General features: G+C 56.3%; 18 protein-coding genes. 6 read left to right on the top strand and 12 right to left on the bottom strand.

Features of this window, described 5'->3' with window-relative positions; all coding sequences use genetic code 11:
- Positions 1–2: 2 nt before the first annotated feature.
- Both cysD and ACFSQT_RS28810 read right to left on the bottom strand, forming a co-directional pair.
- On the bottom strand, positions 3–908 hold the full coding sequence (gene cysD / locus ACFSQT_RS28815) for a sulfate adenylyltransferase subunit CysD (protein WP_379024519.1): 906 nt from the start codon (positions 906–908) through the stop codon (positions 3–5).
- Positions 909–952: 44 nt separating this feature from the next.
- On the bottom strand, positions 953–1,177 hold the full coding sequence (locus ACFSQT_RS28810; RefSeq protein WP_379024517.1) for a hypothetical protein: 225 nt from the start codon (positions 1,175–1,177) through the stop codon (positions 953–955).
- A 314-nt stretch (positions 1,178–1,491) separates the two neighbouring features.
- Between ACFSQT_RS28810 and ACFSQT_RS28805 the strand changes: the two genes are divergently transcribed.
- On the top strand, positions 1,492–2,718 hold the full coding sequence (locus tag ACFSQT_RS28805; RefSeq protein ID WP_379024515.1) for an O-antigen ligase family protein: 1,227 nt from the start codon (positions 1,492–1,494) through the stop codon (positions 2,716–2,718).
- Positions 2,715–3,662 carry an NAD-dependent epimerase/dehydratase family protein gene (locus tag ACFSQT_RS28800; RefSeq protein ID WP_379024513.1) on the top strand — a complete coding sequence of 316 codons (948 nt, stop codon included), beginning with the start codon at positions 2,715–2,717 and terminating at the stop codon, positions 3,660–3,662. The genes ACFSQT_RS28805 and ACFSQT_RS28800 overlap by 4 nt, the downstream gene beginning before the upstream one ends.
- Positions 3,663–3,678: 16 nt before the next feature.
- Here ACFSQT_RS28800 and ACFSQT_RS28795 read toward each other — a convergent pair whose 3' ends face one another.
- From ACFSQT_RS28795 to ACFSQT_RS28785, 3 genes are all read right to left on the bottom strand, one after another.
- Positions 3,679–4,218, bottom strand: a complete 540-nt coding sequence (locus ACFSQT_RS28795; protein ID WP_379024511.1) for a sugar transferase — start codon at positions 4,216–4,218, stop codon at positions 3,679–3,681.
- A gap of 236 nt (positions 4,219–4,454) precedes the next feature.
- Positions 4,455–5,387: a glycosyltransferase family 2 protein gene (locus tag ACFSQT_RS28790; RefSeq protein ID WP_379024509.1), complete on the bottom strand. Its 933-nt coding sequence runs from the start codon at positions 5,385–5,387 to the stop codon at positions 4,455–4,457.
- A 194-nt stretch (positions 5,388–5,581) separates the two neighbouring features.
- Positions 5,582–7,570 (bottom strand): SDR family NAD(P)-dependent oxidoreductase, encoded by a 1,989-nt coding sequence (locus ACFSQT_RS28785; protein WP_379024508.1) that lies wholly within the window; start codon positions 7,568–7,570, stop codon positions 5,582–5,584.
- A 432-nt stretch (positions 7,571–8,002) separates the two neighbouring features.
- On the opposite strand from ACFSQT_RS28785, the gene ACFSQT_RS28780 reads away from it, so the two are divergent.
- Both ACFSQT_RS28780 and ACFSQT_RS28775 read left to right on the top strand, forming a co-directional pair.
- A complete protein-coding gene (locus tag ACFSQT_RS28780; protein ID WP_379024507.1) occupies positions 8,003–8,794 on the top strand; it encodes an ABC transporter permease in 792 nt (263 codons plus the stop codon).
- A gap of 134 nt (positions 8,795–8,928) precedes the next feature.
- Positions 8,929–9,501, top strand: a complete 573-nt coding sequence (locus ACFSQT_RS28775) for an ABC transporter ATP-binding protein (protein ID WP_379024505.1) — start codon at positions 8,929–8,931, stop codon at positions 9,499–9,501.
- Between the two features lie 161 nt (positions 9,502–9,662).
- On the opposite strand, the gene ACFSQT_RS28770 is transcribed toward ACFSQT_RS28775, so the two are convergent.
- The 5 genes from ACFSQT_RS28770 to ACFSQT_RS28750 all read right to left on the bottom strand — a co-directional run bounded on the left by ACFSQT_RS28770 (position 9,663) and on the right by ACFSQT_RS28750 (position 18,376).
- Positions 9,663–11,504, bottom strand: coding sequence for a rhamnan synthesis F family protein (locus ACFSQT_RS28770; protein ID WP_379024503.1), 1,842 nt, complete (start codon positions 11,502–11,504; stop codon positions 9,663–9,665).
- 369 nt (positions 11,505–11,873) lie between these two features.
- A complete protein-coding gene (locus tag ACFSQT_RS28765; RefSeq protein ID WP_379024501.1) occupies positions 11,874–13,016 on the bottom strand; it encodes an acyltransferase family protein in 1,143 nt (380 codons plus the stop codon).
- Positions 13,017–13,284: 268 nt separating this feature from the next.
- Entirely contained in the window at positions 13,285–15,219 is a 1,935-nt protein-coding gene (locus tag ACFSQT_RS28760) for a rhamnan synthesis F family protein (protein WP_379024499.1), read from the bottom strand.
- Positions 15,220–15,270: 51 nt separating this feature from the next.
- Positions 15,271–17,220: a rhamnan synthesis F family protein gene (locus ACFSQT_RS28755; RefSeq protein ID WP_379024497.1), complete on the bottom strand. Its 1,950-nt coding sequence runs from the start codon at positions 17,218–17,220 to the stop codon at positions 15,271–15,273.
- Between the two features lie 100 nt (positions 17,221–17,320).
- Positions 17,321–18,376 (bottom strand): NAD-dependent epimerase/dehydratase family protein, encoded by a 1,056-nt coding sequence (locus ACFSQT_RS28750; protein ID WP_379024495.1) that lies wholly within the window; start codon positions 18,374–18,376, stop codon positions 17,321–17,323.
- Positions 18,377–18,753: 377 nt separating this feature from the next.
- Here ACFSQT_RS28750 and ACFSQT_RS28745 point away from each other — a divergent pair, with 377 nt between their 5' ends.
- Both ACFSQT_RS28745 and ACFSQT_RS28740 read left to right on the top strand, forming a co-directional pair.
- Positions 18,754–19,725: a fatty acid desaturase gene (locus tag ACFSQT_RS28745; protein ID WP_379024493.1), complete on the top strand. Its 972-nt coding sequence runs from the start codon at positions 18,754–18,756 to the stop codon at positions 19,723–19,725.
- Positions 19,722–20,624 (top strand): class I SAM-dependent methyltransferase, encoded by a 903-nt coding sequence (locus ACFSQT_RS28740; protein WP_379024491.1) that lies wholly within the window; start codon positions 19,722–19,724, stop codon positions 20,622–20,624. Before ACFSQT_RS28745 ends, ACFSQT_RS28740 begins: the two co-directional genes overlap by 4 nt.
- 50 nt (positions 20,625–20,674) lie before the next feature.
- Here the strand turns inward: ACFSQT_RS28740 and ACFSQT_RS28735 are convergent, their stop codons facing one another.
- Together ACFSQT_RS28735 and ACFSQT_RS28730 are read right to left on the bottom strand one after the other, a co-directional pair.
- Positions 20,675–23,194, bottom strand: coding sequence for a hypothetical protein (locus tag ACFSQT_RS28735; RefSeq protein ID WP_379024489.1), 2,520 nt, complete (start codon positions 23,192–23,194; stop codon positions 20,675–20,677).
- Positions 23,191–24,123, bottom strand: a complete 933-nt coding sequence (locus ACFSQT_RS28730; protein ID WP_379024487.1) for a hypothetical protein — start codon at positions 24,121–24,123, stop codon at positions 23,191–23,193. Before ACFSQT_RS28730 ends, ACFSQT_RS28735 begins: the two co-directional genes overlap by 4 nt.
- Position 24,124 lies beyond the last annotated feature (1 nt).

Raw genomic sequence — 24,124 nt, 5'->3', positions numbered from 1 at the left:
GGTCAGAAATACCCCTCGCGCTTCTTCTTTTCCATCGAGCCGGCTTCATCGCGGTCGATCAGGCGGCCCTGCCGTTCGGAGGTGCGCGCAGTCAGCATTTCGCCAACGATGGCTTCCAGCGTGTCGGCATCCGATTCGATGGCGCCGGTCAGCGGATAGCAGCCCAGTGTGCGGAACCGCACCAGCCGGTTCTCCACCACCTCGCCGGGCAGCAGCTTCATGCGCTCGTCGTCCTTGAGGATCAGCATGCCGTCGCGCTCGACCACCGGCCGTTGCTTGGCGAAATAGAGCGGCACGATCGGGATGTTTTCCTGCAGAATGTACTGCCAGATATCGAGTTCGGTCCAGTTCGACAGCGGAAAGACGCGGATCGATTCACCCGATGCGATACGGGTGTTGAATATCTTCCACATCTCGGGCCGCTGGTTCTTCGGGTCCCAGACATGCTGCGCGTTGCGGAAGGAAAATATGCGCTCCTTGGCGCGCGATTTCTCCTCGTCGCGGCGAGCGCCGCCAAAAGCCGCGTCGAAACCGTATTTGTCGAGCGCCTGACGCAGCGCCACGGTCTTCATCACATGGGTATGGGTGTTCGAACCGTGATCGAACGGATTGATGTTGTCGCGCACGCCATCTTCGTTGACGTGAACCAGCAGATCGAAGCCGAGTTTCTGCGCCATCTGATCGCGAAAGGTGATCATCTCGCGGAATTTCCACGTCGTGTCGACGTGAAGGAAGGGGAACGGCGGCTTGGCCGGATAAAACGCCTTCATCGCCAGATGCATCAGCACGGATGAATCCTTGCCGACCGAATAGAGCATGACCGGCTTGGCGAAGGCGGCCGCAACCTCACGGAAGATATGGATGGACTCGGCTTCAAGCCGCTGAAGATGCGTAAGCGCAGTTGTCATGGACTGTGAGCGTTCTTTCGTGCCTTCCGACAGAAGACCTTGCCTCAAATCATCGAGCTTTTTGCGCCCGGTTCGAGCCTTGCTTCTGGACAATCTCTTTCGTGCCGGCGTTCTAGCAGATCGCCGTTGTCGAGAACAATGCTGGACTGACGCGGCGGGACACGGTTCGGGAATGAATTTTCCATGCGCGCCGCAAAAGCCGGAAATTCCTGCTCACTGGGCGAACCGACAAGAAAAGCCGGGAAAAATATTGCCTGGCTGAAACACAAGCTGCCATCCGCATGCCTTCGCCAGGCGTCCGTCGGTGGCCCGCCGATTTCTGGTGGCAACCCCGCCTTGCCGCACTATCGAAAAAAGGGGCCAGCCGCTATACCGGCCGTTGAAGACGAGCACGACGCACGATGGAACACGTGTAAATTCGAGGCGGTCATATCCGTTTCCGCTAATGACACCTATCGCTTCCAGAGAATTGCGACCTAGAGCATTGAACCGGTTTTCATCCATAAGACAGCAGTTCACGCCCTCGCGGGTGAATATCTACTTCTCCATCCTTTGCTTCTTTTTTCCACCGGTTCTGGGATCGGTGGTCAGTTTCGTTTTCAATGGCGGAGCCCTCGCGTCCGTCGTGCTGATTGCCACTGGGAAAAGGCGCTTCAACGCCGACCTGCCCGTGATCTGGCTGACAGCCGCAATCTATGCGTACTGCGCGGCCAATCTCGTGGCTTCCGTCGTCAACAACTCGTTCGTCAGAGATGCCCCGCACCTCATCCCGCTCGTCACCTTCCTGTTCTTCCCGGTCTCCTATTCGACCTGGAGCATCACACAGAAAACCACGCTTGCCCGCGTCATCGTGCTCAGCAGCATGGTCGCCTGTTTTGCAGCGCTGCTGATGGCCGTCGTCCAGCAATATTGGATTGGGGTCAGGGCCGAGGGCGGGGCCGGAAATCCGATCGTCTTCGCAACTGTCGTCTGCCTTGCCGTGGTGGTCTGTGTGGCCGGTGCTTTGTCAGGCATAGAGCGAACCCGGAACCCCCTCTTCTACGCCGCACTGGCCGGGACGATCGCCATCATCTATTCCGGTTCGCGTATTGTCTGGCTGGCGCTGCTGATTGCCGGCATCGCTGTTCTGCTGATCAATCATCAGAGGCTCAGAGGCAGGAATGCCGTTCGCGTCCTGCTGCTGCTGGCGGCAGTCGGCGTCGTGATCGCCGCTTTCGGCTTCCAGGCGATATCCGGGCGCGTCGACTTTCTGCGCTCCGATTGGGATGCGCTTGGGACCGGCGGCAATTACGACACCTCGGTGGGAATACGTGTTGCCCTTTGGGAGATCGGCCTCAAAGCGTTCCATGACATGCCAGTGTTCGGACATGGTGTGGGTGCGAGCCAGCTTTTGATCAAGCAGGGGTTTCATGATCAGTTCGCAATGGACACAGGCTTCAACCATTTCCACAACGGCTTCCTGACCGCCTTGGTGCAAGCAGGAATTCTGGGCGCCGCGTCGCTGGCGGCGATCTTTGTCGTTGCCGCTGGAAATGCCGCACGGGTGTTGCGAAACAACAGCGATCCGGTCGAGCGGTTCGGCGCCACCATGATCGTCGTCGTCGTGATCACCTATCTGACGGCCGGAATGACGGGTATCCTCGTTGGCCATGACATCCTGGACTCGGTGCTGATGGTGTTCCTGGTGTGCGGAACATATCTCGCCTCCGGACGTCAGGCGCCTTTGATGGAAGAGCTGGCACTTCCACCCGTGATGGAAGAGCAGACACTTCCATCAGCCACCCAAGAGCTGTTGCGAGCAAGGCAATGAAAGTCTTGGTGACAGGCGCGACGGGTTTCATCGGACGTCTTGTCGCGCATCACCTTCGCGAGGCCGGTGTCGAGCTTCGCCTCGCCTCCCGTCACCCGGAGCGGCTTGGTTCGGGAAACGAGGCTGTGCTGATGCCCGGTTTCGATGCGCCGGCCGCGGCCTTCCTGGAACTTACCAGGGGTGTGACCCATGTCGTCCATTGTGCCGGCCTCAACAATGATCAGGGCAATGCCACCGAAGCCGACTATCGGGCCGCCAATGTGGAGTTGAGCGCGCGGCTGGCGCATGCCGCCGCCACGCAGGCGAGCGGACGTTTCATCCATCTCTCCTCGATCCGGGCCGTGATCGGCGCGCGCGTCAGCGCAACGATCGACGAGAACACGCTTCCCGCCCCGCAATGCCTATATGGGCGCACGAAGCGCGAAGGCGAGATCAAGGTTCTGGACGCCTTTGCGTCGCACGGCCGTTCCGATGCCGCCGTGTTGCGGCTGCCTCCGGTCTATGGAAGCGGCATGAAGGGAAACCTGGCGACGCTGATGCGCCTGGCCGATACGGCGCTGCCGCTGCCGACAGGCGCCTTGACGGGAATCCGCTCGCTGATGTCCTCCGAGGCCGCGGCGCGGGCAGTATCGCACCTGCTGAGCCATCCGGGGTCACTTCGCCCGATCTATGTTGGCGCCGACGTGCCGCCGGTCGCGGTCGCCGCCATCATCGCCGCCTTTCGCAGCGCTTTCGGACGGCCAATGCGCCTGATGGCCGTACCGGCCAGCCTGATGCGGCCGGCCGCGGCCGTGCTGGGCAGGCGGGCGTTTTGGGACGGCATGACCGCGACGCAGATATGCGACCCTGCCCTCTTGATGTCGCAGGGGTGGGCGCCTGAAACCGGCACGCTGGAGCGGCTGGCCGAATTGGCGCGGCTCAGCAAATCCCGACTTCTTGTTTGACCATGATCTTTTCTGCTCAGCCCCGATAGACTGTTCCTAACAGGATCCGAAGGTCGAGCCAAAATGACGCTGTCTTGAGATAGGCGGCATCCGTTTGCGCCAAAAGCTCCGGGTTCGACATGTCGATGCCCCTGATCTGGGCCAGGCCGGTTATGCCCGGAAGTGCCGCCAGAACCCCCAGCCGCCTGCGGTATTCGATCAGTTCCGTTTGCGTCGGCAGACAGGGACGCGGCCCGACCAGGCTCATCTCGCCCTTCAGAACGTTCCAGAATTGCGGCAGCTCGTCGAGCTTGAACTTCCGCAGGACCTTGCCGACCGATGTCACGGAACTCACCGGCGCCTCATGCGTGGGCAATGACGGTGTTCCCTGGTACATCGTGCGCAACTTGTGACAGCGAAAAAGCAGGCCGTCGCGGCCGACCCGCGTCTGCGAGAAAATAACCGGACCGGGCGACGATAGCCGAACGGCAAGGGCGGCGAGCACCAAAACGGGCGACGTGGCCACCAGCAGCAGAGCCGCACCGGCAAGATCGAAGATTTGCTTGGTTGCCTTCATGAATGGCCGATCGTGCTCCCTGCCAAAGCCCCTAGAGCATGATGCCGAAAAGTGCGAAGCGGCTTTCGGACGACATCATGCTCTATCTCTTTGAATTAGAGGCGGATTCAGATTTCAGGTCGATTCGACCTGAAATCATCCGGCTCTAGGCGACGCCGCAGGCGAAGCCCGTCAATGCGGTCGACGTAGCATGAGGTCGTCGCTTGACCAAGTGCGCCATGCAGCCGTTTCGATGCTCAGATGCGGCCCAGGATGAATGCGAGATAGAGGCCCAGGGTCCCGGGAAAAGTCTGCCTATAGACACCGCTTTTGCGCAAGCCGCCCAAACGCTGGAAGAGACTGCCCCGCCGCCCGCTTGTGAACATGTCGAGGCATGCCGCTGCATCTGACGTAAGAAGGTCGCGATTGACGGCAAGGCCTTCAAGATTGAGATCGGTCCAGCCGGCAAAATCGCCCTTGAACAACCGGCCAAGCCGGGAAAATCTTGCCCTCCACGACACGTTGGCGCCAACCAGGTTTGCCGCATGCTGCCGGTAGCGCACCAGCGGCCGCGGATCGTAGCGGACGATGCCGCCGGCGGCGGTCACGATAAGATAAGCCCACCAGTCGTGGCTGACGAACCCGCTTCGCGCCGAGGCCCTGGCCAGCAGGTCGCGTGCCGCGGCGTTGAGCAGAATGGTGTTGCCGCCGGCGATGCTTTGCACAAGTGCGTTGCGAAAGGATGGCGGCCGGCGAAACAGCGGCGAATGGCCGACAAGGCTTCCCGTCTCTGTCATGGTCGCGGTTCGCGAGCAAAACATCAGCGGGATCTTTGCGTCATAAGCCTGCATCCAGCTGATAGCGTTCTCCAGCCGGTCGGATTCCCAGATATCGTCCTGGTCGCAGAAGGCATAGCAGTCCGCATCGATACGTCGATCGAGGATCATCGACCGGAAATTGGCGGCGAACCCTTGCCGCGGCCCCTCCACTAGGGTCACTCGACCCTTGGGCCAGCGGGATTTCCATGTCTCGATGATGGCGATCGTGTCATCGATGGAGCCATCGTCGGAGATCCACAGGTCGATCAGCGGGTGCGACTGCACGAGCAGGGATTGCAACTGCTCATCGATGAAGGCAGCGCCGTCTTTCGTGCCCATCAGGACCGCGATGCGCAGATCTTCTTTGCTCACGAGATTCCAACACCCTGCAAATGCCCAGGAATGGCTGGGCTTGTCCGATCCACCATCAAGATCGCTTTCTGAATTTGGAGCGGTTCATCATTTCACGGAAACGCAGAACCGCTCTATCTCTTTGTTTTGACCCAGTTCCGGGTTTTGACGCAGTTCCGGACGGAAAACCGTTTCACACTTTTTCTGGAATTGCTCTAGGTCGTCTGCCCGGCCGTTTTCGGGATCGCGTCCTGATGAATGCTCCCTTTGGCCTTCTTGGCGCGGTCAAGGCCTGCGAGCACGGCGAGTGCAGCGGCCTTGTCCTGGTTCTTCACCGACTGCTGCAGATCCGTGAGCGCGGCCTGGACATCCGACCATTCCACGACATCCGTGCTGAGGCCGAAAATCTTCGAAATGCCGATCTCGACGAGTTCCTCATCCTCACCATGCAGCGTTTCGTGAAGCTTTTCGCCCGGCCTTATGCCGGTGAACCGGATTGGAATGTCCGTGTATGGGCTCTTTCCGGCCATGCGGATCATCGTTTCGGCCACTTCGAGGATCGGCACCGGCTTGCCCATGTCGAGCATATAGACGGCATAATCTTCCCCGCCCTGCCGCGACGCGGCATCGACCGCCGACATGATGACGAGATCGACGGCTTCGGCCACTGTCATGAAATAGCGCGTCATGCGCCGGTCGGTGATGGTGACTGGCCCCCCGGCCTCGATCTGCGCCTGGAATATGGTCGCCACCGAACCATTGCTGCCAAAGACATTGCCGAACCGGACAGCGACGAACTTGGTGACGGATCGACGCCCGCCCGGCTCGCTCGCGGGCGTCCCATGCAAGGCGCTGACGATCTGTTCGGCAGCCCGTTTTGTCACGCCAAGCACCGATGAGGGATCCACCGCCTTGTCGCTCGATATCATGACGAACTGCGCAACCCCGCATCTGGCGGCGACCTCGGCACAGACAAGGGTGCCGAAGACATTGGTCTGGATGGCCGAATCCCAGTTTTCCTCAAGCAGCGGAACATGCTTGAGCGCCGCGGCGTGAAAGACGATGTCCGGCCTGAATTCGGTGACGACACGCGTTATCTGGCGCCGGTCCGCGACATCGACGATGCGGACCTTGAGACGGTCGTGGTGCTTCTCGTCAATGTACTGGCTCAACTGGAAGATGCCGAACTCGGAGTTGTCGGCGACGAGTACCGCCTCCGCCCCCAACTCCAACGACCGCTTGACCAACGTTCGGCCGATCGATCCGGCACCCCCGGTCACCAAGACACGCTTGCCGCCAACGAAGGCACCGATCCGCTCGACATCGGACGGCACTGTCGGGCGGCGCAGGATCGTCTCCATCTCGACAGCGTCGAGAACCAGCTTTCCCTGCTTTTCCAGCTCCGAAAGACCGGAGAACTGCACGACCGTTATGTCGCCGTGCCGGGCGACGCGGACGAGTTCCGAATACTCCTCGATCTCGCGCTCGGCGCCGCTTCCGAAAATCAGCAGGTCCAGGCTTTTGGTGCCGGTCGTATAGTCTTCCAGGACGTCGATCAGACGCGGCCGGGTCGCCACCACGGGAACGCCTTGAATCCGCGTGCCCAATGGTACGCCGCGCTCGGTCGCCATGATCCCGGCGATGGCATAGTCCGCCGGGTCCGCCGTGCGCGTGAAGCGAATGATCAGGTCGGCTTCGCCGAGCCGGCCAACGAACAACGCTCGCTTGGCCTGCGTCTTGTCGGTCTTGCGGCTCAGGATACCCCAGCTCGCGCCGTCACGCAGGAAGCGGTAGAACAGCCGGGGCGCCGATATGACCGTGAAGGAGACCAGGAAGAAGACGATGAACTGGCGCTCGTTGAGCCCCTGCACAGGCTGGAAAGAACGAACCAGCATCGAAGTGGCATACAGCGTGACCGTCAAAATCGCGCAGCTCTTCAGGATATTGAAAAAGTCGGGCGTCGAGGCAAACCGCCAGACGGTGGTGTAGAGACCACAATACCTGAACAGGAAATGGCTGATGACAACAATGCCCGCCCAGGTTGCCAAACCCTGGTTGGAGAGCGGATCGAACGAAAGATTCGACCGCGAAAGCACAAGGCTCAGTGCCACAGCGACCAGGACCATGACCACATCCTGGACCATTATCAAGGCGCGCCGCATTCCCGGCCTGAGTCCGAATACAGCTTCGACATAAGAATTCATTGGACGGCACTAGACTCCAGGCTCACTGACATGGATATCACCAAAGTGCGAACACGAAGACCATTCGTGGCCGATCACCTTTCTCAAAGTGCCATCCCCGGCCCCAGCCGTGCGGTATCGCATACTGCGGGCTTGAGGTCATAGCCAGATGTTTTTTTCTAAACCGCACTCGGCCAAGCCCGCGCTTATGCTTATCTTTGTTTCGCGCATGACGCCAGTTCCCTAGAGACCGGCCACCGCGCCCCTTGCAAGAGGCAGGCCTGCAGGATACAGGGCGGTGCTCAACCCTGCCGCGAGAAGCTCCATTTTTCCAAGGCCATTGTGACGCAGTGCGTTGCCATATGATCATCACAATGACTATGAACAGGTCTTTGGCGGTTCATCAGAGCCGCCCCGACATGACGCACAAAAACAAAGATGTGACACTCCCCGATGATTTCGGCATTAAACGGCGCCTTTGACGACATCTCCAAGGCCATGAGGCTGTACCGGGTCTGGATCGCCCTTGCCCATGAGGATATCGGCGACCAGCACAGACGCACGACCCTGGGACCGCTTTGGATGCTGGTCAATTATTTCGCGTTCGTAGGCACATTTGTCTTTGTTTTCGTGACCAAGGACGCCAGCAACCCAAGCTATATAGCCTATGTCGCCATCGGTATGCTGGTGTGGTTCTATCTTAGCGAAACCATCAGCGTGAGCGTGTCGCTGTTCCAGCGCGAAGCGAGCTTCATTCAAGGCACGACGCTGCCGTTGTTCGTCTATGTGATGCGATTGACGATGCAATGCATCATCCGGGCTGCTTATTCGATGGCGGGTTGCATTCTCATTCTGTTGCTAAGCGGCTACGGCACCAACATGAACTGGTTGTTTTCGCTGCCGGGCCTGCTGCTCATCATCTTGGCTACGCCGGCATTTGTCGTGGTTTTTGCGTTCCTGGGCGCTTTCTTTCCCGATAGCGAATTCATTGTCGGCAACATGATGCGGGTGGGCATGTTCTTCACGCCGGTCTTTTGGGTCTATAGCGGGCAAGAGGGCGTTCAAAAACATGCCTATCATTGGAACCCGTTCACCTATTTCCTGGAGAGCGTGCGCGAGCCGATCACCGCAGGCATATTTCCGGTGCACTCCCTGGCGGTGACGGGTTATTTCTGCCTCGGCCTCTGGGCACTTGCGTTGCTGCTGCTGGGCCATTATCGCAAGCGCATCGTTTTCCTGATCTGAGTGTCATGACTTCCATCAAACTGAACAATGTCAGCCTCGTTTATCGCCTGTTCGAAAAGTTGACGCTTTCGGCGCCTGGCCGGCGTCGGACCGCTCTGGGCGGCAACATTGCAAGCTCCGGCACCAGGCAGGTCGTGCAGGCGCTCGACGATGTCAGCTTCGAACTCAAGGCGGGCGACCGATTAGGGCTTGTCGGCCCGAATGGCGCAGGCAAGACCACCTTGCTCAAGGTTCTATATGGGATCTACCAGCCATCGGGCGGCACGATATCGATCGCGGGCAAGGTCGACGCCCTGTTCAACATCAGCATAGGGTTTCGTCCCGAGGCCACAGGGCGCAGAAACATTGTGCTGAGGGGGTTGATCAGCGGCTGGACGACGGCTGAGATCGAAGAGAAAATGGAAGAAATAATCGATTTCAGCGAACTGGGCGACTTCATCGACCTGCCGTTCAAGGCGTACAGCCAAGGTATGGCGGCACGCCTGGCGTTTTCGGCAGCGACCGCGCTTGAGCCTGAAATTCTGCTGATGGATGAATGGATTGGCGCCGGCGACGCGTCATTCCAGGAAAAGGCCAAACGGCGGATGGACGAACTCGCGGAAAAGGCCGGCATCATCGTGCTGGCCAGCCACGATCACACGCTGATCGAGCGCGTTTGCACGAAGAAACTGACACTTCGAGCCGGCCAGGTGGAGTCGCTGACTTAACAAGCGCCTGGCGATTGTTTGCCTCGTATCCACGGCGTTCTGCGAGTTGCCGTTTCCTCGGTTGCCGAAACCTCGCACGCACCCCCCTGTGAATTCGCTTTGAACGCCATCCATTCAGGGCCGTCTGGAACCTTACCCGAGCGAATTGCCCATGCGTGAGGTCAGTTCGTTGCGCCGCGACCAAGCGTGGTCATCCATCGCAGCCCGCGATGCAGCGGCCTGAGGACCCTGAACGCGGTTGGCGATCTAAACAGGATTGACCTCTTGATCGAGAAGATGAGGCCACGGAATGATCTTTTCACTCCCAGGTTTCCGAATTCCGCCGGCGATCCATTCGCTAACAACGCCTGCAATTTGGTCTCCAGCATGACATAGTTGTGAGCCGCGTGCCCCGCGGTCATCACGTGTCGGAAAGTATATTCGGCGTCGATTGCGACATAGGCTATGATCCGCTCTATGGCATGGACCAAACTTCCATCGCGATAATCCATATCGGCGAAGTCGTTCCAGCTCCATTTATGTTCGAAAAGCTTCCTTAGCGCTGCAGGACGAAACCAGTACATTCCACCATAAGGCGCGACGGGCGTATTATCATCCAGATGCACGATCAGACCCAATTGTTCGGCCAACTTTGCAACGTTTTCCTTGTTGCCAAACCATGAGTTTCCCATGGTCGCATAGCCAATATGAATCATCGGCGGCATGACGAGGCCAAGCGCTGGATTTTTAGCAAAAAGCTCAAGCAGATTTTCAACATATCCAGGAGTGTGGAGAAGGTTCTCAAAGGTGTGAAGCTTGAACAATTCTCCCTTTGCGCCGTCCTGGGGAGATCGCTTGGAATGGATCCGGCAGATCAGGTCGTAACGGTCCTCGAGCACATAGTCCCGGCACCCTATGAGAAGAGCCGAGGTATCCCTGCCGTCGTTTTGGACGACCAGAACGACGGCATTTCTGGCATTCGGCGCCTTGGCGATTGCCTGCTGGATCAACGCCTGCTTGTCGGCATTGTCTGTCGTGATGATCAGGTCGTAGCCCTTCGGCACATTCTCGGCGTAGCCTAGAATCTCATCTATCAGGTCGACATGATAGACATGCGCAAGAACCGCTATCCGATAACTGTCCCAATTCCGTTGCACACCGACATATCTGTCTGGCAGGACGGAGAGCAACGCGGCGTTGCCATTTAGCGTGCGAGGGGTCCCCAGGCGGCCAACGCTTTTCCATACCAGCGACAAATCATAATCTGATTGGTTCTCTACTATCTCCAGAGCCCGCGGCAGGTTGATGGCCTCGCGCTCGAGAAATAGCGTGTCATGAAAGAACAGCCGCTTCTTCAGGATCGGGCTGCGGTCCTCCAGCGTTCTGTCCGGCTCCATCATAACTGGATAGGGCGTCTTGTACCGCTCCGGATCAACCAACACCGAACAGGTGTAGCCCAGCGCCTGGAAGTGCTCCGTGAACACAGTCTCGTGCTTCGCGATTGAATCCATATAGGAGTTGATTGGCACCATCTGGGTCCAATAATCACGAAACGCCTTGGACTGATGCAAGGACCGCCGCACCGCGATGAAATGGGAGTTCAGGTGGAAGGGCAGTTCCGACTTCCTGACGTCGATCGGATTGGGCCTCATCGCCTTGTGAGCGGAGATCCCCCAAAAGTCACACTGACGTTGGTCCATCTCGGAGAACATTTCCGAGAAGGGAAAAATCGGCCCGTAAAACGTGTGGTTGAAAAGCAAGATCTCATCGAAGTGTGAAAGTTCATCCCACCCGATATGTTCGAGCGCGGTCCGATAGGCCCATACGTCGAACCCTTCATTTTCCCTGATCAGGAAACTATCGGCAGCTTCAGAAAGGCGAGACTGGGCCTCCTCGTCTACAGGACCGTTGCAAACCACCAGCAGTTTCTCAACAAATGGCCTGATCGACGCAATCAGGTGAAAATAATAGTCATCCACTTTGCCGTGCTGATCGTAGTAAAATGCAATTGCCAGACGCCTCATCGACCCATCTCTCTTTGGTGCAAACGACACCTGAATTTAACTGGAAAACGGCTCTCTTGAATGACCCACCAGCACGGCCGGGAGTGCCGATCAAGACGCCTATGTCGATAGCAAGCCGGAACGTTCCGATACGGGATTGACGACGTCGCCAGGCCATATCCTGCCACCCAAACGCCATCGAGAGATGATGTTTTCGGGGCGCTTCATCGAAGTCCGTGATAGCGTCGAAAAAACAGGCATTCCGAGACCGCTGGTTAGATTGGGCGCTATTCGCAGGACGTCAGGCGCACGCATTAAACCATTCGGTGCCGATAAAAAAGGCCGCAGAACCACAATCCCATGGATGTCCGTATCCTTGGGAAGGAACAATCAGCTTCTCCCTGAAGACTCCGCGAGGACCGCCTCCCCTCTTGCAAGCGAGTCGATGTTCTTGCGACCGGCAACCCGAGACGAAAAGCGCTTGCCCCATTTGTTGATTGGATCCTCAACAAAGTAATTCAGCAGGAAGGCAGCCGGGATCACCAGGGCCAAAGTCATCGTCAGACAGAGCATGAAGGCAATGGTTTGACTCGCGACCAACCCCTGGATCGATCTCATGGCCGGAATGAGCGTGACGATAAAAAGGCTGTGAAGAAGATAGACCGAGTAACTGATTCTCCCCAGCCATGCCGAAACAGGATTGACGATCGCAGCAACGGGGAAAAGGCCAAGCCCGATGACCAACGCGCCAAACATCACCCCTTCCCAATAATATTTGTCGAATATCGCGACCTTGTTTGCGGTGATTGCGAAAAACAGCACAGGCACAAACGTCAGAAGAGCCAATCCTATCTGCTTCCTTTCCAAGCGCTTTTCCAATATCGGCAACAGGTAGAATGCGATGAGGCCGAACGTAAAAATTGGAGCTCGATAAAGAATGGAATATAGATAATAGTCGAAAGCGTCGGCAACAAACAAGCTTACATTCATGAAGAAAAGGGTGGCTATGCATATAGAAACAAGGAACACGGAAATTGACAACAGCACCCCTTTGGCAAATCGATATAACAACGGGAATATTAGGTAAAATACCATTTCCACTCCAACGGTCCACCCGGCCGGAACGATGGAGGTTTGGTAACCTGGAACAAAATTGAATAGAAATGTCAAATTGAGGAATATTGATTTGGCATCGATCTTCACGCCGCTGAAATTGTGAATGCACATGACCAGGATAATTAAGTAAAATAGGGGAGCAATCCTGAAAAACCGACGCAGCGCGAACCCCAGCATCGGGCGAACTTCGCGATCATGAACTGGCATACTGAGGCAGAGTGAAAATGCACTCACCACGAAAAACAGATCCACTCCCATGGTGCCGTTTACGACGAACAGATCGAGAAACGGTGCAACTTGCAGACGCGGAGATGGAAGCATCGCCACGTGCACAACGACGACCCAAATGGCCGCCAGCCCACGCAATGCGTCGAGGAAGGGCACCCGGTTCGGAGCTGCGTTGTACCTACCTGCCAATTTAGTAACCTCAGCGGAATTCTTGCAGCACCCCTACTTGGAACACCCCGGCTACGCAACCTGTCGGCTTGAGGGAGCACTGTCCGGCAACTACCCGCATTGACGCGGGTCCGGCCGCCCCACGGATGCTGGCGGCGACCTGCCTTCGCGTCCGATGACGGTGTGCCTCGCACGGCAGTCGATTTCCGTGCGTTAGTCGATGTCAGCGTGCCGTTCAAGGTGTACGGCTCGAGTACGAAGACACGCTTCCTTCGCGTAAATCTTTGCGCTATCCGCCATTGCGTCGAGAATTTGGCTTTAAGACCGCCCTCATGCCCCGATAGATCGGCCTTAGTGTTTTGAACAGGATAGGCGCTCTGAACTTCAGAGAGCTTTTGATGGCCAGATTGAGTTTAGCCAGAGAACGTCTCACTGATGTCGACGCGTCTGGCGCAGGGGGCGGAAGGGGGGCGACCAAGGGATAGCCGGCCTTCCTCCACTCAGACAGCAAATGACACTGCCACAGGAAGTCGCCTGACGGCATCAGGCTGGCAAGCTTTTGCAGCTTGAACTCCAGCATGGTGTAGTTGTGCGCTGCCTGATGCGCGCACATGATATGCTGCGTGGTGTATCCAGCATCCTGAGCCGCATAGGCAATCAGCCGCTCGAGCGCATGAGCCAACCCGCCGTCGAGGTGATCCGGTTCGGCATTGAACTCTTCCCATTTCCACTTGTGTTCGAACAGCTTGCGCAGCGCGCGCGGCCGGAACCAGAACATGGTGCCATAGGCAGCCACCGGCGTGCTCTCGTCGAACTTGACGTTGATCTTCAACAGGCGCGCGATTTCCTCGACCTTCGGCCTGTTGGCGAACCAGGAATGCCCCATGGTCGGATACGAGATATGAAAGATCGGCGGAATGGCCAGTCCGATCGAAGAATTGCCGTGAAACATGTCCAACACATTGTGAACGTAGCCACGGGTATGCAGCAGATTGTCGACCATGTGCCGCTTGAACAGATTGCCCCTCGACGACTGCACCTGAGGCGACTTCTTCGTATGCAGGCGGCAGACGAGGTCGTAGCGGTCGTCGATGAGCAGATCGCGCAAGGAGATGAAAAGCGAGGACATGTCACGACCGCGATTTTTCTCGATAACGCGGACGATGGCGTTCTTTACGCCAGGACGCTTTGCCAAGGCGGCTTCAATCTCCGCCTTTTTTTCCGTTGTATCCGTGGTGGCGACAAAATCATAGGGAACCGGAATGTTCTCGGTCAGGGCCAGGATCTCGTCAAGCATATCGGTGTAGTAGATATGCGCACAGACGGCGACCTTGCCGTAGTCGGCAGCAGCGCCGTCGCCTTTCGTCCACTCATCCGGCAGGACGCTCATCAGCGCCGCGTTGGTGTTGAGATTTCTCAACTCCGAAGAGCGTAAAACATTGCGCCATATCAAATTGAGGTCGTAGTCGGACGTCTCTTTAAGCACCCGCAAAGCGCGCGGCAAATCAATGCCTTCAGCATTCAAGAACGCCGGGTCATGAAAAAACGGGCGTCGCTTTAGCAGAGGGAAGCGGTTGGTGATCGTTTCATCAACATTGATAAACGCAGGATATCGCGATCCGTATTGGTCTGGGTCAACATAAGCTTCGGCCGTATAGCCGAGATCTGTGAAATGCTTGGTAAATCGTGACTCGTGAAGCACAATGGCATCGACATAAGTTTTGATTTCTGGGAGATTTTCCCAGTATTTTTTGAAGGCATGCGATTTCAGCATATCCTTCCGGACAGCAATGAAGTTTGCGGTGAGATGACGGGGCAGATGGCCTGTTCCGGTAAATGGATTTGGCGTCATCTGCTGGTGCGCAGCACTGCCCCAGAAATCACAATCCCGGCGTTCCATTTCCGAGAACATTTCCGAGAACGGGAAAAGCGGCCCGTAGCAGGTGTCATTCAGCAGGATAAGCTCATCATACCCAGAAAGATCATCAAAACCGATGGCTTCAATCCCGGTCTTGTATCCCCATACGTCAAACCCCTCGTTCTTCCGAACCAGAAGCTGATCACAGCTATTCCTTATTGCAATTTCCGAAAGCTTGGAAAGATTCCCATTGGAAACGACAACAATCCTCTCGACAAACTCACGCAGCTTTCCGAGCAGAAAGATGACATAGTCGTCTGCAATTCCGCGCTCGTTATAGAGAGAAAATACGGCGACACGACGCACCTGATACTCCTGCCTAGATCGTTGATTTCACTTGTCTGGTGCCTGCCATAGTTACGAAAAAACGCGATCCGCCATCACGCGCAGGGTTGGCTTCAAGACCGCCCTCGTGCCGCGATAGATCGGCCTGAGAATTTTGAACAGGGTGGGCGATCTGAACTTCAGAGAGCTTTTCGCGGCAAAATTGAGTTCAGCCAGGGAGTGTCTCACCGAGGTTTGCGTCCCTGGTGTCCGCGTCTCCGGCACAGAGCTTGCCAGGGGATAGCCGGCCTTCTTCCACTCGGACAGCAAATGACACTGCCACGGGAAGTCGCCTGACGGCATCAGGCTGGCAAGCTTTTGCAGCTTGAACTCCAGCATGGTGTAGTTGTGCGCCGCCTGATGCGCGCACATGATGTGCTGCGTGGTGTATCCAGCATCCTGAGCCGCATAGGCGATCAGCCGCTCGAGCGCATGAGCCAACCCGCCGTCGAGGTGATCCGGTTCGGCATTGAACTCTTCCCATTTCCACTTGTGTTCGAACAGCTTGCGCAGCGCGCGCGGCCGGAACCAGAACATGGTGCCATAGGCAGCCACCGGCGTGCTCTCGTCGAACTTGACGTTGATCTTCAACAGGCGCGCGATTTCCTCGACCTTCGGCCTGTTGGCGAACCAGGAATGCCCCATGGTCGGATACGAGATATGAAAGATCGGCGGAATGGCCAGTCCGATCGAAGAATTGCCGTGAAACATGTCCAACACATTGTGAACGTAGCCACGGGTATGCAGCAGATTGTCGACCATGTGCCGCTTGAACAGATTGCCCCTCGACGACTGCACCTGAGGCGACTTCTTCGTATGCAGGCGGCAGACGAGGTCGTAGCGGTCGTCGATGAGCAGATCGCGCAAGGAGATGAAAAGCGAGGACATGTCACGACCGCGATTTTTCTCGATAACGCGGACGATGGCGTTCTTTACGCCAGGACGCTTTGCCAAGGCGGCTTCAATCTCCGCCTTTTTTTCCGTTGTATCCGTGGTGGCGACAAAATCATAGGGAACCGGAATGTTCTCGGTCAGGGCCAGGATCTCGTCGAGCATATCGGTGTAGTAGATATGCGCGCAGACGGCGACCTTGCCATAGTCGACAGCAGCGCCATCGCCTTTCGTCCACTCATCCGGCAGGACGCTCATCAGCGCCGCATTGGTGTTGAGATTCCTCAATTCCGAAGAGCGTAAAATATTGCGCCAAATCAAATTAAGGTCGTAGTCGGACGTCTCTTTAAGCACCCGCAAAGCGCGCGGCAAATCAATGCCATTCTGCTCCAAAAAAATCGGATCATTGAAGAAAAGACGCCGCTTTAAGATCGGATTTCTATCCGAAACAGTCTCATCTACTTCAATAAATACAGGGTATTTCGACGTATATCCATCCGATTCAACATATATAGAAGATGTATATCCAAGATCTTCAAAAAACTTCGTAAAACGCGACTCGTGAATCAGCACCGAGTCTGTGTAATCTTTAATTGGCGGCATGCTTTCCCAATAATTCCGGAAAGCGATCGAGATAAGCATCGTCCTTCTTATCGCGATGAAATGAGAATTTAGATGACCGGCCAAGCTCCCCTGCCCGGTGAAAGGATTGGGCACCATTTCCCGGTGACCGGATATGCCCCAGAAATCACAATCCCGGCGTTCCATTTCCGAGAACATTTCCGAGAACGGGAAAAGCGGCCCGTAGAATGTGTGATTGAGCAAAAGGATTTCATCATAGTCGCCGAGCTTGTCGTAGCCTATGAACTTGAGCCCGTCGCTGTACGCTCCAACGTCGAGTCCCGTATTTTCACGGATGACTATCTCGTCGACAGCAGATCGCACTGAAATTTCTGAGGATTTTGAAAGGTCGCCATTGGAGACAAAGACAATCGTCTCTACGAATGGTCTCAGTTTGCCCAGAAGGAAGAGTATGTATTCGTCGACAAGGCCGGCTTCATTATAGAAGAAAAAAATTGCCCCACGACGCATCCCCAAATCCCCGCAAAACCAAATCCACGTGGCATAGGGACCACGTCTCCCATGGAAGCACCTCGACGGCAGGACACCTCCGTGTCACGATGTCACAGTTCTAGCCAAGCTGTGAATCTATCCATTCGGAAAGTTGGCTGATCCCCTCGTCCACACTCTTCAAGGGCCGCCATCCCAGGTCGCGGACCGTCCTGTCAATGTTGGCGACAGCGCAGCGCACATCGCCGTTTCGGAACATGCCGTTGACGTGCGGTTCCGGCGCTCCGTATCTTTTAGCGATGATCCTTGCCAGATCAAGAACCGTAGTCTTGGAACCGGTGCCGACATCATAGGCGAGCGACTGCGACAGATCCGTGGCTGTGGCTTTGTCGAGGGCCGACGCAACATCATCGATGAAAACGAAGTCCCGTCCGATATCCCCGTCCTCATAGATGGGGATGCTCTTGCCTTCCTTGGCCATCCGAATGAACAACGACACAATTCCCGTGTAGCTATTCGTCAGCGACTGGCCAGGACCATATACGTTCTGAAGGCGAAGCACGTTGACGATCGTTCCGAACGACAGGGCCCAAGCCCGCAATATTTGTTCCTGGGTTAGTTTCGTCGCCCCATAGATGCTGGTTGGATTCGGTATCGTCTTTTCCGCATCCATCGGTAGAGGTTCGAGCCCGGGGAAATCCCATTCCGCGCGTTCAAGCTGTTGCCTCGATCTCTGACCCGGATACGTTACCTCGCCTGTCCTGGACCGCCACGCCCCTTCTCCATAAACGGCGCGGCTCGAAGCCAGAATGAAGCGCTCCGGGACGTGCGATGCCGCGGCAAAGGCATCCAACATGCGGGTCGTGCCAAGGACATTCACAATCGCGTGGCGAGAACCCTCAGTGAGCGACTGCCCTGTGCCCGTTTCAGCCGCAAGATGCACCACAACTTGAGGTCGGGCGGTTTCCAATGCCTGCACCCAGGTAGAAGCCTCGGTCACATCGGCAACCATCAACTCAACGCGAGGATCGAGAGCCGCAGGGCGGTTCCGTTGCGCGTGTATCTGCGGATGCAAACTATCGATGACGATTACGCGGTCGAAACGGTTTGCCAACGTGCTGGAGAGCGCACATCCAATGAACCCGGCTCCGCCGGTCACCATACATGTTTTGGACATTCAAGCAGCATTCCTGTTCCATTGACCCGGCTGTTCGTTATCAGCGTCGACCTCATTTGAACAGGTACAGGAGGTTCAACCCCACTCGAATCGGATTCAAAGCATCGCGTTCGGCATCCGCGCCAGTCTACGGAAAGTGGCACCACACAGCGTTTCTGGACCAGGTCTCGACTCCCTCTCCGTGGTCGAATTTACGGCAGAATCGCGTCGCCATGCCCCTTGCGTCGGGCATCATAGACACGCTGCGTCACGCCTCCGTGGTCGAGCCGCCCTCGCGGGCAGGTTGAAAACTTCGATTTTGGAGTTTTGAACGTTGGACAGCCGAAGTTTGTTCGGGCTAAAGAGGTGCCAAATAACGCCGTTTAGGGAGCACAGGCATGAACGTCGCTCATCCGAAGGCTCATCTCTATTCGTCGAATTTGAAAGAGATAAGGGTCCCCGAAGAATTGCTCCAGCGCAGCACGTTCTGGATAGCCACCTACGCCGCAAAGCCCTTTGTACTGATCATGCTTGCAATGACGGCCGGCCTGACGATTGGCCCCCTGTGGGTCGCCATACCTGTCGCCGCATTACTTCTTCTCGCCGCACAACGTCATTTTCAGACACTGATCCATGACGCCGCGCACTATTTCTACAGCCGGAATCCAGCAAGGAATGACACCCTGGCCAACTGGCTTGCGGCCGGGTGGATTGGAATGGATGTCGCGAGATACCGCAAAATCCACATGAAACACCACGCACACAATGGCAGCAAGGACGATCCCGAGCATGTCAGCTTCGCAACGGTGAGCACCGACGGCGGTCTCGCATGGATGATCGCCCGCTACGTCCTTGGCCTGGAGTCTGTGCGTCTTTTTCTTAAATATTTCGCGAAGTCGGAGGCCCCTACGAACAAGTCGGAGGCTCCCACGAAGAAGCAGAGCGGTTCATCCAGCAAGCTCTGGTCGATGAAGCATATCTTCGTCTGCCAGCTTGTCCTGGCCGCTGTGATGGCTGTTTCAGGGCTCTGGTGGGAATATGCCGCATGGCTGTACCTTGCCGTGACCTGGAACCCGCTGCTCAGCCGCCTCCGTTTTATGGCCGAGCACCCAGGCGAGGACGATATGACGGTGACCACGCTGGCGACCGTTCTTGAGAACACCTACTTCGCTCCGCAGAGCTTCAACTACCATCTGGAGCACCACGGCTGGCCAATGGTCCCACCCTATCGGCTGTCGAAAATGCACCGGTTCCTGCGCGAGGAGGTGCGCTTCTACGACGATCGCGGTGAGCTCCTGTCCCCCAGCTATATCGGGAAGCTCTTGGAATTGTCCCATGATCGCAACGAGCCGAAAGGGGTCCAGGTTTGAGCGACATCTGCCTGCTGTGCGCCGCCGAACACAAACCTGGGCGAATGTCGCCGATCTACAGCTCGATCGCAGACTACGAATATGCGGTTGCGCGGCGATCCAACTATTTCGAATGCACGGATTGCGGGTTTGTGATGCAGATCCCAAAGGTGCCGGCGGCTGAGATTCCGTCTCTATATCCCGACGACTACCTGGCCTATTCGAAGCCTAAGAATTCGGTGTTCGGCGCCTTGAAACGCGCGATCGTAGCGCGCGACGCCAGAAAGGTGCTGGCCCTTGCGAAAGTGCCCGCTCCTCGAATCCTTGAGGTCGGCTGCGGTAACGGCTCCCTCCTGGAAAGCATCCTGGAAACCAATCCGAATGCGTCCGTGTGCGGCATCGACATCAAGGATCTCGGCCTGAGCGCTAACCCACGCATCGACTTCCACCTTGGCCAGATCGAGGAAGTGGACCTGCCGGACGGCTCGTTCGATGCGATCTATTGCTCAAACCTGATTGAGCATGTCGTCGATCCCGTCGGCTTCATCGGACATATGCGACGGCTGCTGCGGCCCGGCGGCGGCGCGCTCATCATCACGCCGAACCATTTGTCACTGGACCGATACGTTTTCGGCCGGCGCTGGGGGGGATATCACTATCCCCGCCACCTGACGCTGTTCAACCATCACAACGTCGTCACGGCGATGAGAATTGGTGGGCTCGAGACCGAGCGCGTTTCCGGAGCCTATGCGTGGTGGGCTATTTCCCTCGCCAACTCGCTGTTTAAGGAATCAGCTCGGCGCGGCCGCGGGGTGATGCATACGGCCTTGTCGGTGGCGTTCCTGCCTTTGGATCTGGCCATCAACTTGGTTCGGCCGCACGGGTCAATGACCATCAAGGCGCGACGCCCGATTAACTGAATCTGCCCTCAACAAATGACTGAGTGCGACGAGTGATCCCGGACGACCAATTACCCGGTTGTCCGTGGCCTTGAAGTCCTGCCGGTCAACACGATCAGGAGAATGACTGAAGCCGCAAAGCCAGCAATGCAAAGCTCCAGCGTTTTCAGCAAGTGACTGCTATCGTAATAAAATCGAATCTTGCTTCGTCCGCTCACCTCAACAGCGGGAAAAAAATCCAGAAACTTCTTCAATTCCACAGGCTTTCCATCCAGCGTGGCTCGCCAATCCTCATTGATGCGAATTGGGAAAACGACCCATCCATGGGTTGCGCCCGAATATTCCACCGTCAGGTCATCCGGTCGATACGTCGCAAGGTGCACAGGGCCATAATCCGCGTCCGGTTGTCCGCTCAAATCATTCACATAATAGGCGGAACCTGAAACCGCATGATTTTCGATAACGCTAATGCCCGGCTCTACCGACGCCGTCGAGAAATTCTGGGGAGTACGAACCCTATCGCCAATCTTAATCATTGGCATGCCCGGAAATACATTCGACCCAACTTGATAAGTTGCTCCTCCGGCGGTTTCGAAGGCCCATGCACTGAGCGGCTTCTCGCTATCCGGCTTGATCATTGAAATAATGTACCGATAGGTTCCGGCCGCAAGAGGGACATCTTGATTGAAACGAAAGGTGGCGAATTGGTTGTTGCGTATCGCCTCCGGCGGTAATTCAGCATGGGCTACGAGGAGTGCGTCCCGGTAAAGATCAAGCGTCACTGCCGAAGGGGCGAAATCCTGATCATAGGTTGCGAGCAGCACCTGTACATTCGTAGCGTTCATGGACTTGTCGATTAACAAGTCACCCTTAAGGGCACCGCTGTTAAGGGGGAGAGTAGCTCGCTGACCCGTGCCAGAGGTTTCGTAATCCAAGTCGACACAATTGTCTTTAATAAGGAGGAAACGGATCGCGGCGTAGGTAATGTCTCGGCTGGAGAAATTAATGTCGAAGCATTGAATGACTGATGCCGTGTATGTTGTCTGATAGGAAGGCAATATGTCCGCGATTATCTTCCTTTGGGCATCGGTACGAAAGCCATGAGCAAATAACTCTGGCAATCGATAGTTCGATAGAAAACCAGAGACAAGAAAGCTGTCATCCGCAACAACACTTTGACCCGGCAAAATCTTAGATAAAACATAGGATATAGATGGAGTAATAGGAAAGAACGTGTCGATGTCAGGTCGCGCATTATACTGCCTGAACCAATACCCTAGATTAATTGATTGCAATACGCATAGAAATAGCACTGCATGCAATTTATAAGACGAATTAATTTTTAAAGGCGACACGGACTCCTTAGAAGACAGCATGATTGAGAGTGTGTAAGACGACAATATAGCCGCCGACAATCCGAATAATATGGACCCTCTGCTCCATGCGTTGAAGCCGAATCCCGGAATTGCCTCCACGAACTCGGCGGGAGCCGCCCCAAAAACAGTCGCCAGCATGAATATTGCCACGATTAACCCAAAAAAGGCAAACCGATTAGGAAACTTAAAAATAAGACATAGTGCAAGAAGAGCAAGGAGAGCGGCGGGTGCTCCAGCCGAAAAGATACGCTCAACGCGGAAATGATTCACAAAGTCGAAGCCAAACATATAAATGATATCGTAGGGCGTGAACCACGTTCCACCTGTTCGGCTCGATAGATCAGTTGAACCCAGAATGTCCTTAACTTGCAAAAGACCTGGAAGGGCGAGGAATGCACCGGCAATGCCTGCGCATCCCAGCCCCATAGCTCGCCTGACTGCAAGCTGATTGATGCCGGTGCTCCAGAGTTCGGCGCAGAGGAGTACGACCGCCAGCGTCAGGGACGACATAGCTCCAAGGAGGGCCACAAATGGAAAGCCGCCCAGGGCCATCAAGGCTACGCTGAAGGAGAACCCCAGGGCCCAACTCAAACGGCCTGTTTGCCAATATCGAAGTTGGGTAGCGAGCACCCAAGGAATTAGAGCGCCGGTCGTCACGTGCGGCCAATGTGCCCAGGCGATGTTAAATCCACAAAATGCAAATACCGTGGCACCGAAAACCGCTGCCAAACGATTTCTGAACATGAAAAACAACAGGAAATAGGTACCGAAAGCAGCCAGGAGATAATTTGCCAGAATTGCGAACGTGTAACCCATGGCCTCGTTCGGAGTGAGGGCATAGATTAGAAAAGGTATTGAAAGGCCTTCAAAAATCGGCGCCTGGATGCCAACTGCACCCAGTTGATGGATGGGGTTCCATAGCGGGATATGACCTTCCCGTAACTCTCGCCTGAACTCCCGCCAGTTTGGCAGCCGATGATCCAATGCGTCGGAACGCTCTATATTGACAAGTGGAGTGTCGATCCCGGCATTGTCCCATCCTGGATAGGCCAACAGCAGATCCATCGGCGCCAGCGTTTGCCGAAAAGGATTCACGCCCGCGATACCCAGGACGAGAACGAAAAGAAGCGCCATCGAGACGGCGTGCCGCAAGAATGAGGGCTGCTTCAGCAAAGCTTCATTTTGCATGGATGTTTCCGTCGCTAACACATTCATGCGCTTTTCCGCCTTTGCAACATCAACGCCACCAAGGCGAGCAGGCAATCTCCAAGAACCGTGACAAGCCGGTTGCCGAGGGCAACCGCGGTAGCCGATGGATGCGGCAGACCCGCCGCGGTAAGCCCCATGATCAGAACGGCCTCGCGCACGCCAAGCCCGCCGGGCGCTCCCGGAACGACAAAGCCAATGAGCCAGGCCGCGGCGCCTATGCCAATCAACTCAGCCATATGCCCCCCATCGTTCAGGGTCCTAAAAAGCGCAACGATCAGCAACCCGTTGCCAATGAAAAACAGAACATAGAGGACGAAAGCTTCGGCAGATACGACAAGCGCTCCGCCCCCGATGTCCGCCATCCTGAAGCGGAATAGAAGTCCCATCCCGATCGCAAGCGCCAAAAGGCTGGCGGCGATCAATCCCATTGTCAAAGCAGGATTGTCGGGACCATACCGAGCATATGCACCTTGGAAAATCGGCCACGCCAGCAATACGCCCAACGCCCCGGCGGCGAGAATCGTGATGGACAATTCCCCTATCTGGGCAACGGCAAGCGCCCTGTTCGACGCCCCGGCACTACGGGCGAGGGCAAAACGGCCAACCATATGCATCACGTTGCTCGGCAGGTATTTGTAAATCTGTGTCCTTGCAAAAATGGCAAGCGCGCGACCCAATCCAAACGAAGGTCCATCGATGAGCACCAAGAACCGGTACCAGGCGATGCCGACCAGCTGCAGCATGGCGGCATATGCGATAGCGCAGCCCAATATGGCGATCAAAAAGAGTGGCGAGATGAGCTGACGTTGCAGATCACCGAAGGAGCGATGGATCGCCAGCCCAACGAAGACAAGCGCTGCAAGACTGACGGTCAGACCACCGAGGCGAACTATCGACTTCAGCCTGCTGCTTTTGGCCGGTTGCGCCGTCTGCATT

The organism is Mesorhizobium calcicola (assembly GCF_042682105.1).
Lineage (GTDB): Bacteria > Pseudomonadota > Alphaproteobacteria > Rhizobiales > Rhizobiaceae > Mesorhizobium > Mesorhizobium calcicola.
The sequence above is the reverse complement of the archived record's forward strand: the minus strand, read 5'-3'. Positions and strand labels throughout refer to the sequence as shown.

Bases quoted from the DNA above. Each gene is read 5' to 3' on its own strand.
- cysD (WP_379024519.1), bottom strand. From the start codon at position 908: ATGACAACTGCGCTTACGCATCTTCAGCGGCTTGAAGCCGAGTCCATC.
- ACFSQT_RS28800 (WP_379024513.1), top strand. From the start codon at position 2,715: ATGAAAGTCTTGGTGACAGGCGCGACGGGTTTCATCGGACGTCTTGTC.
- ACFSQT_RS28795 (WP_379024511.1), bottom strand. From the start codon at position 4,218: ATGAAGGCAACCAAGCAAATCTTCGATCTTGCCGGTGCGGCTCTGCTG.
- ACFSQT_RS28785 (WP_379024508.1), bottom strand. From the start codon at position 7,570: ATGAATTCTTATGTCGAAGCTGTATTCGGACTCAGGCCGGGAATGCGG.
- ACFSQT_RS28780 (WP_379024507.1), top strand. From the start codon at position 8,003: ATGATTTCGGCATTAAACGGCGCCTTTGACGACATCTCCAAGGCCATG.
- ACFSQT_RS28770 (WP_379024503.1), bottom strand. From the start codon at position 11,504: ATGAGGCGTCTGGCAATTGCATTTTACTACGATCAGCACGGCAAAGTG.
- ACFSQT_RS28755 (WP_379024497.1), bottom strand. From the start codon at position 17,220: ATGCGTCGTGGGGCAATTTTTTTCTTCTATAATGAAGCCGGCCTTGTC.
- ACFSQT_RS28750 (WP_379024495.1), bottom strand. From the start codon at position 18,376: ATGTCCAAAACATGTATGGTGACCGGCGGAGCCGGGTTCATTGGATGT.
- ACFSQT_RS28745 (WP_379024493.1), top strand. From the start codon at position 18,754: ATGAACGTCGCTCATCCGAAGGCTCATCTCTATTCGTCGAATTTGAAA.
- ACFSQT_RS28735 (WP_379024489.1), bottom strand. From the start codon at position 23,194: ATGAATGTGTTAGCGACGGAAACATCCATGCAAAATGAAGCTTTGCTG.
- ACFSQT_RS28730 (WP_379024487.1), bottom strand. From the start codon at position 24,123: ATGCAGACGGCGCAACCGGCCAAAAGCAGCAGGCTGAAGTCGATAGTT.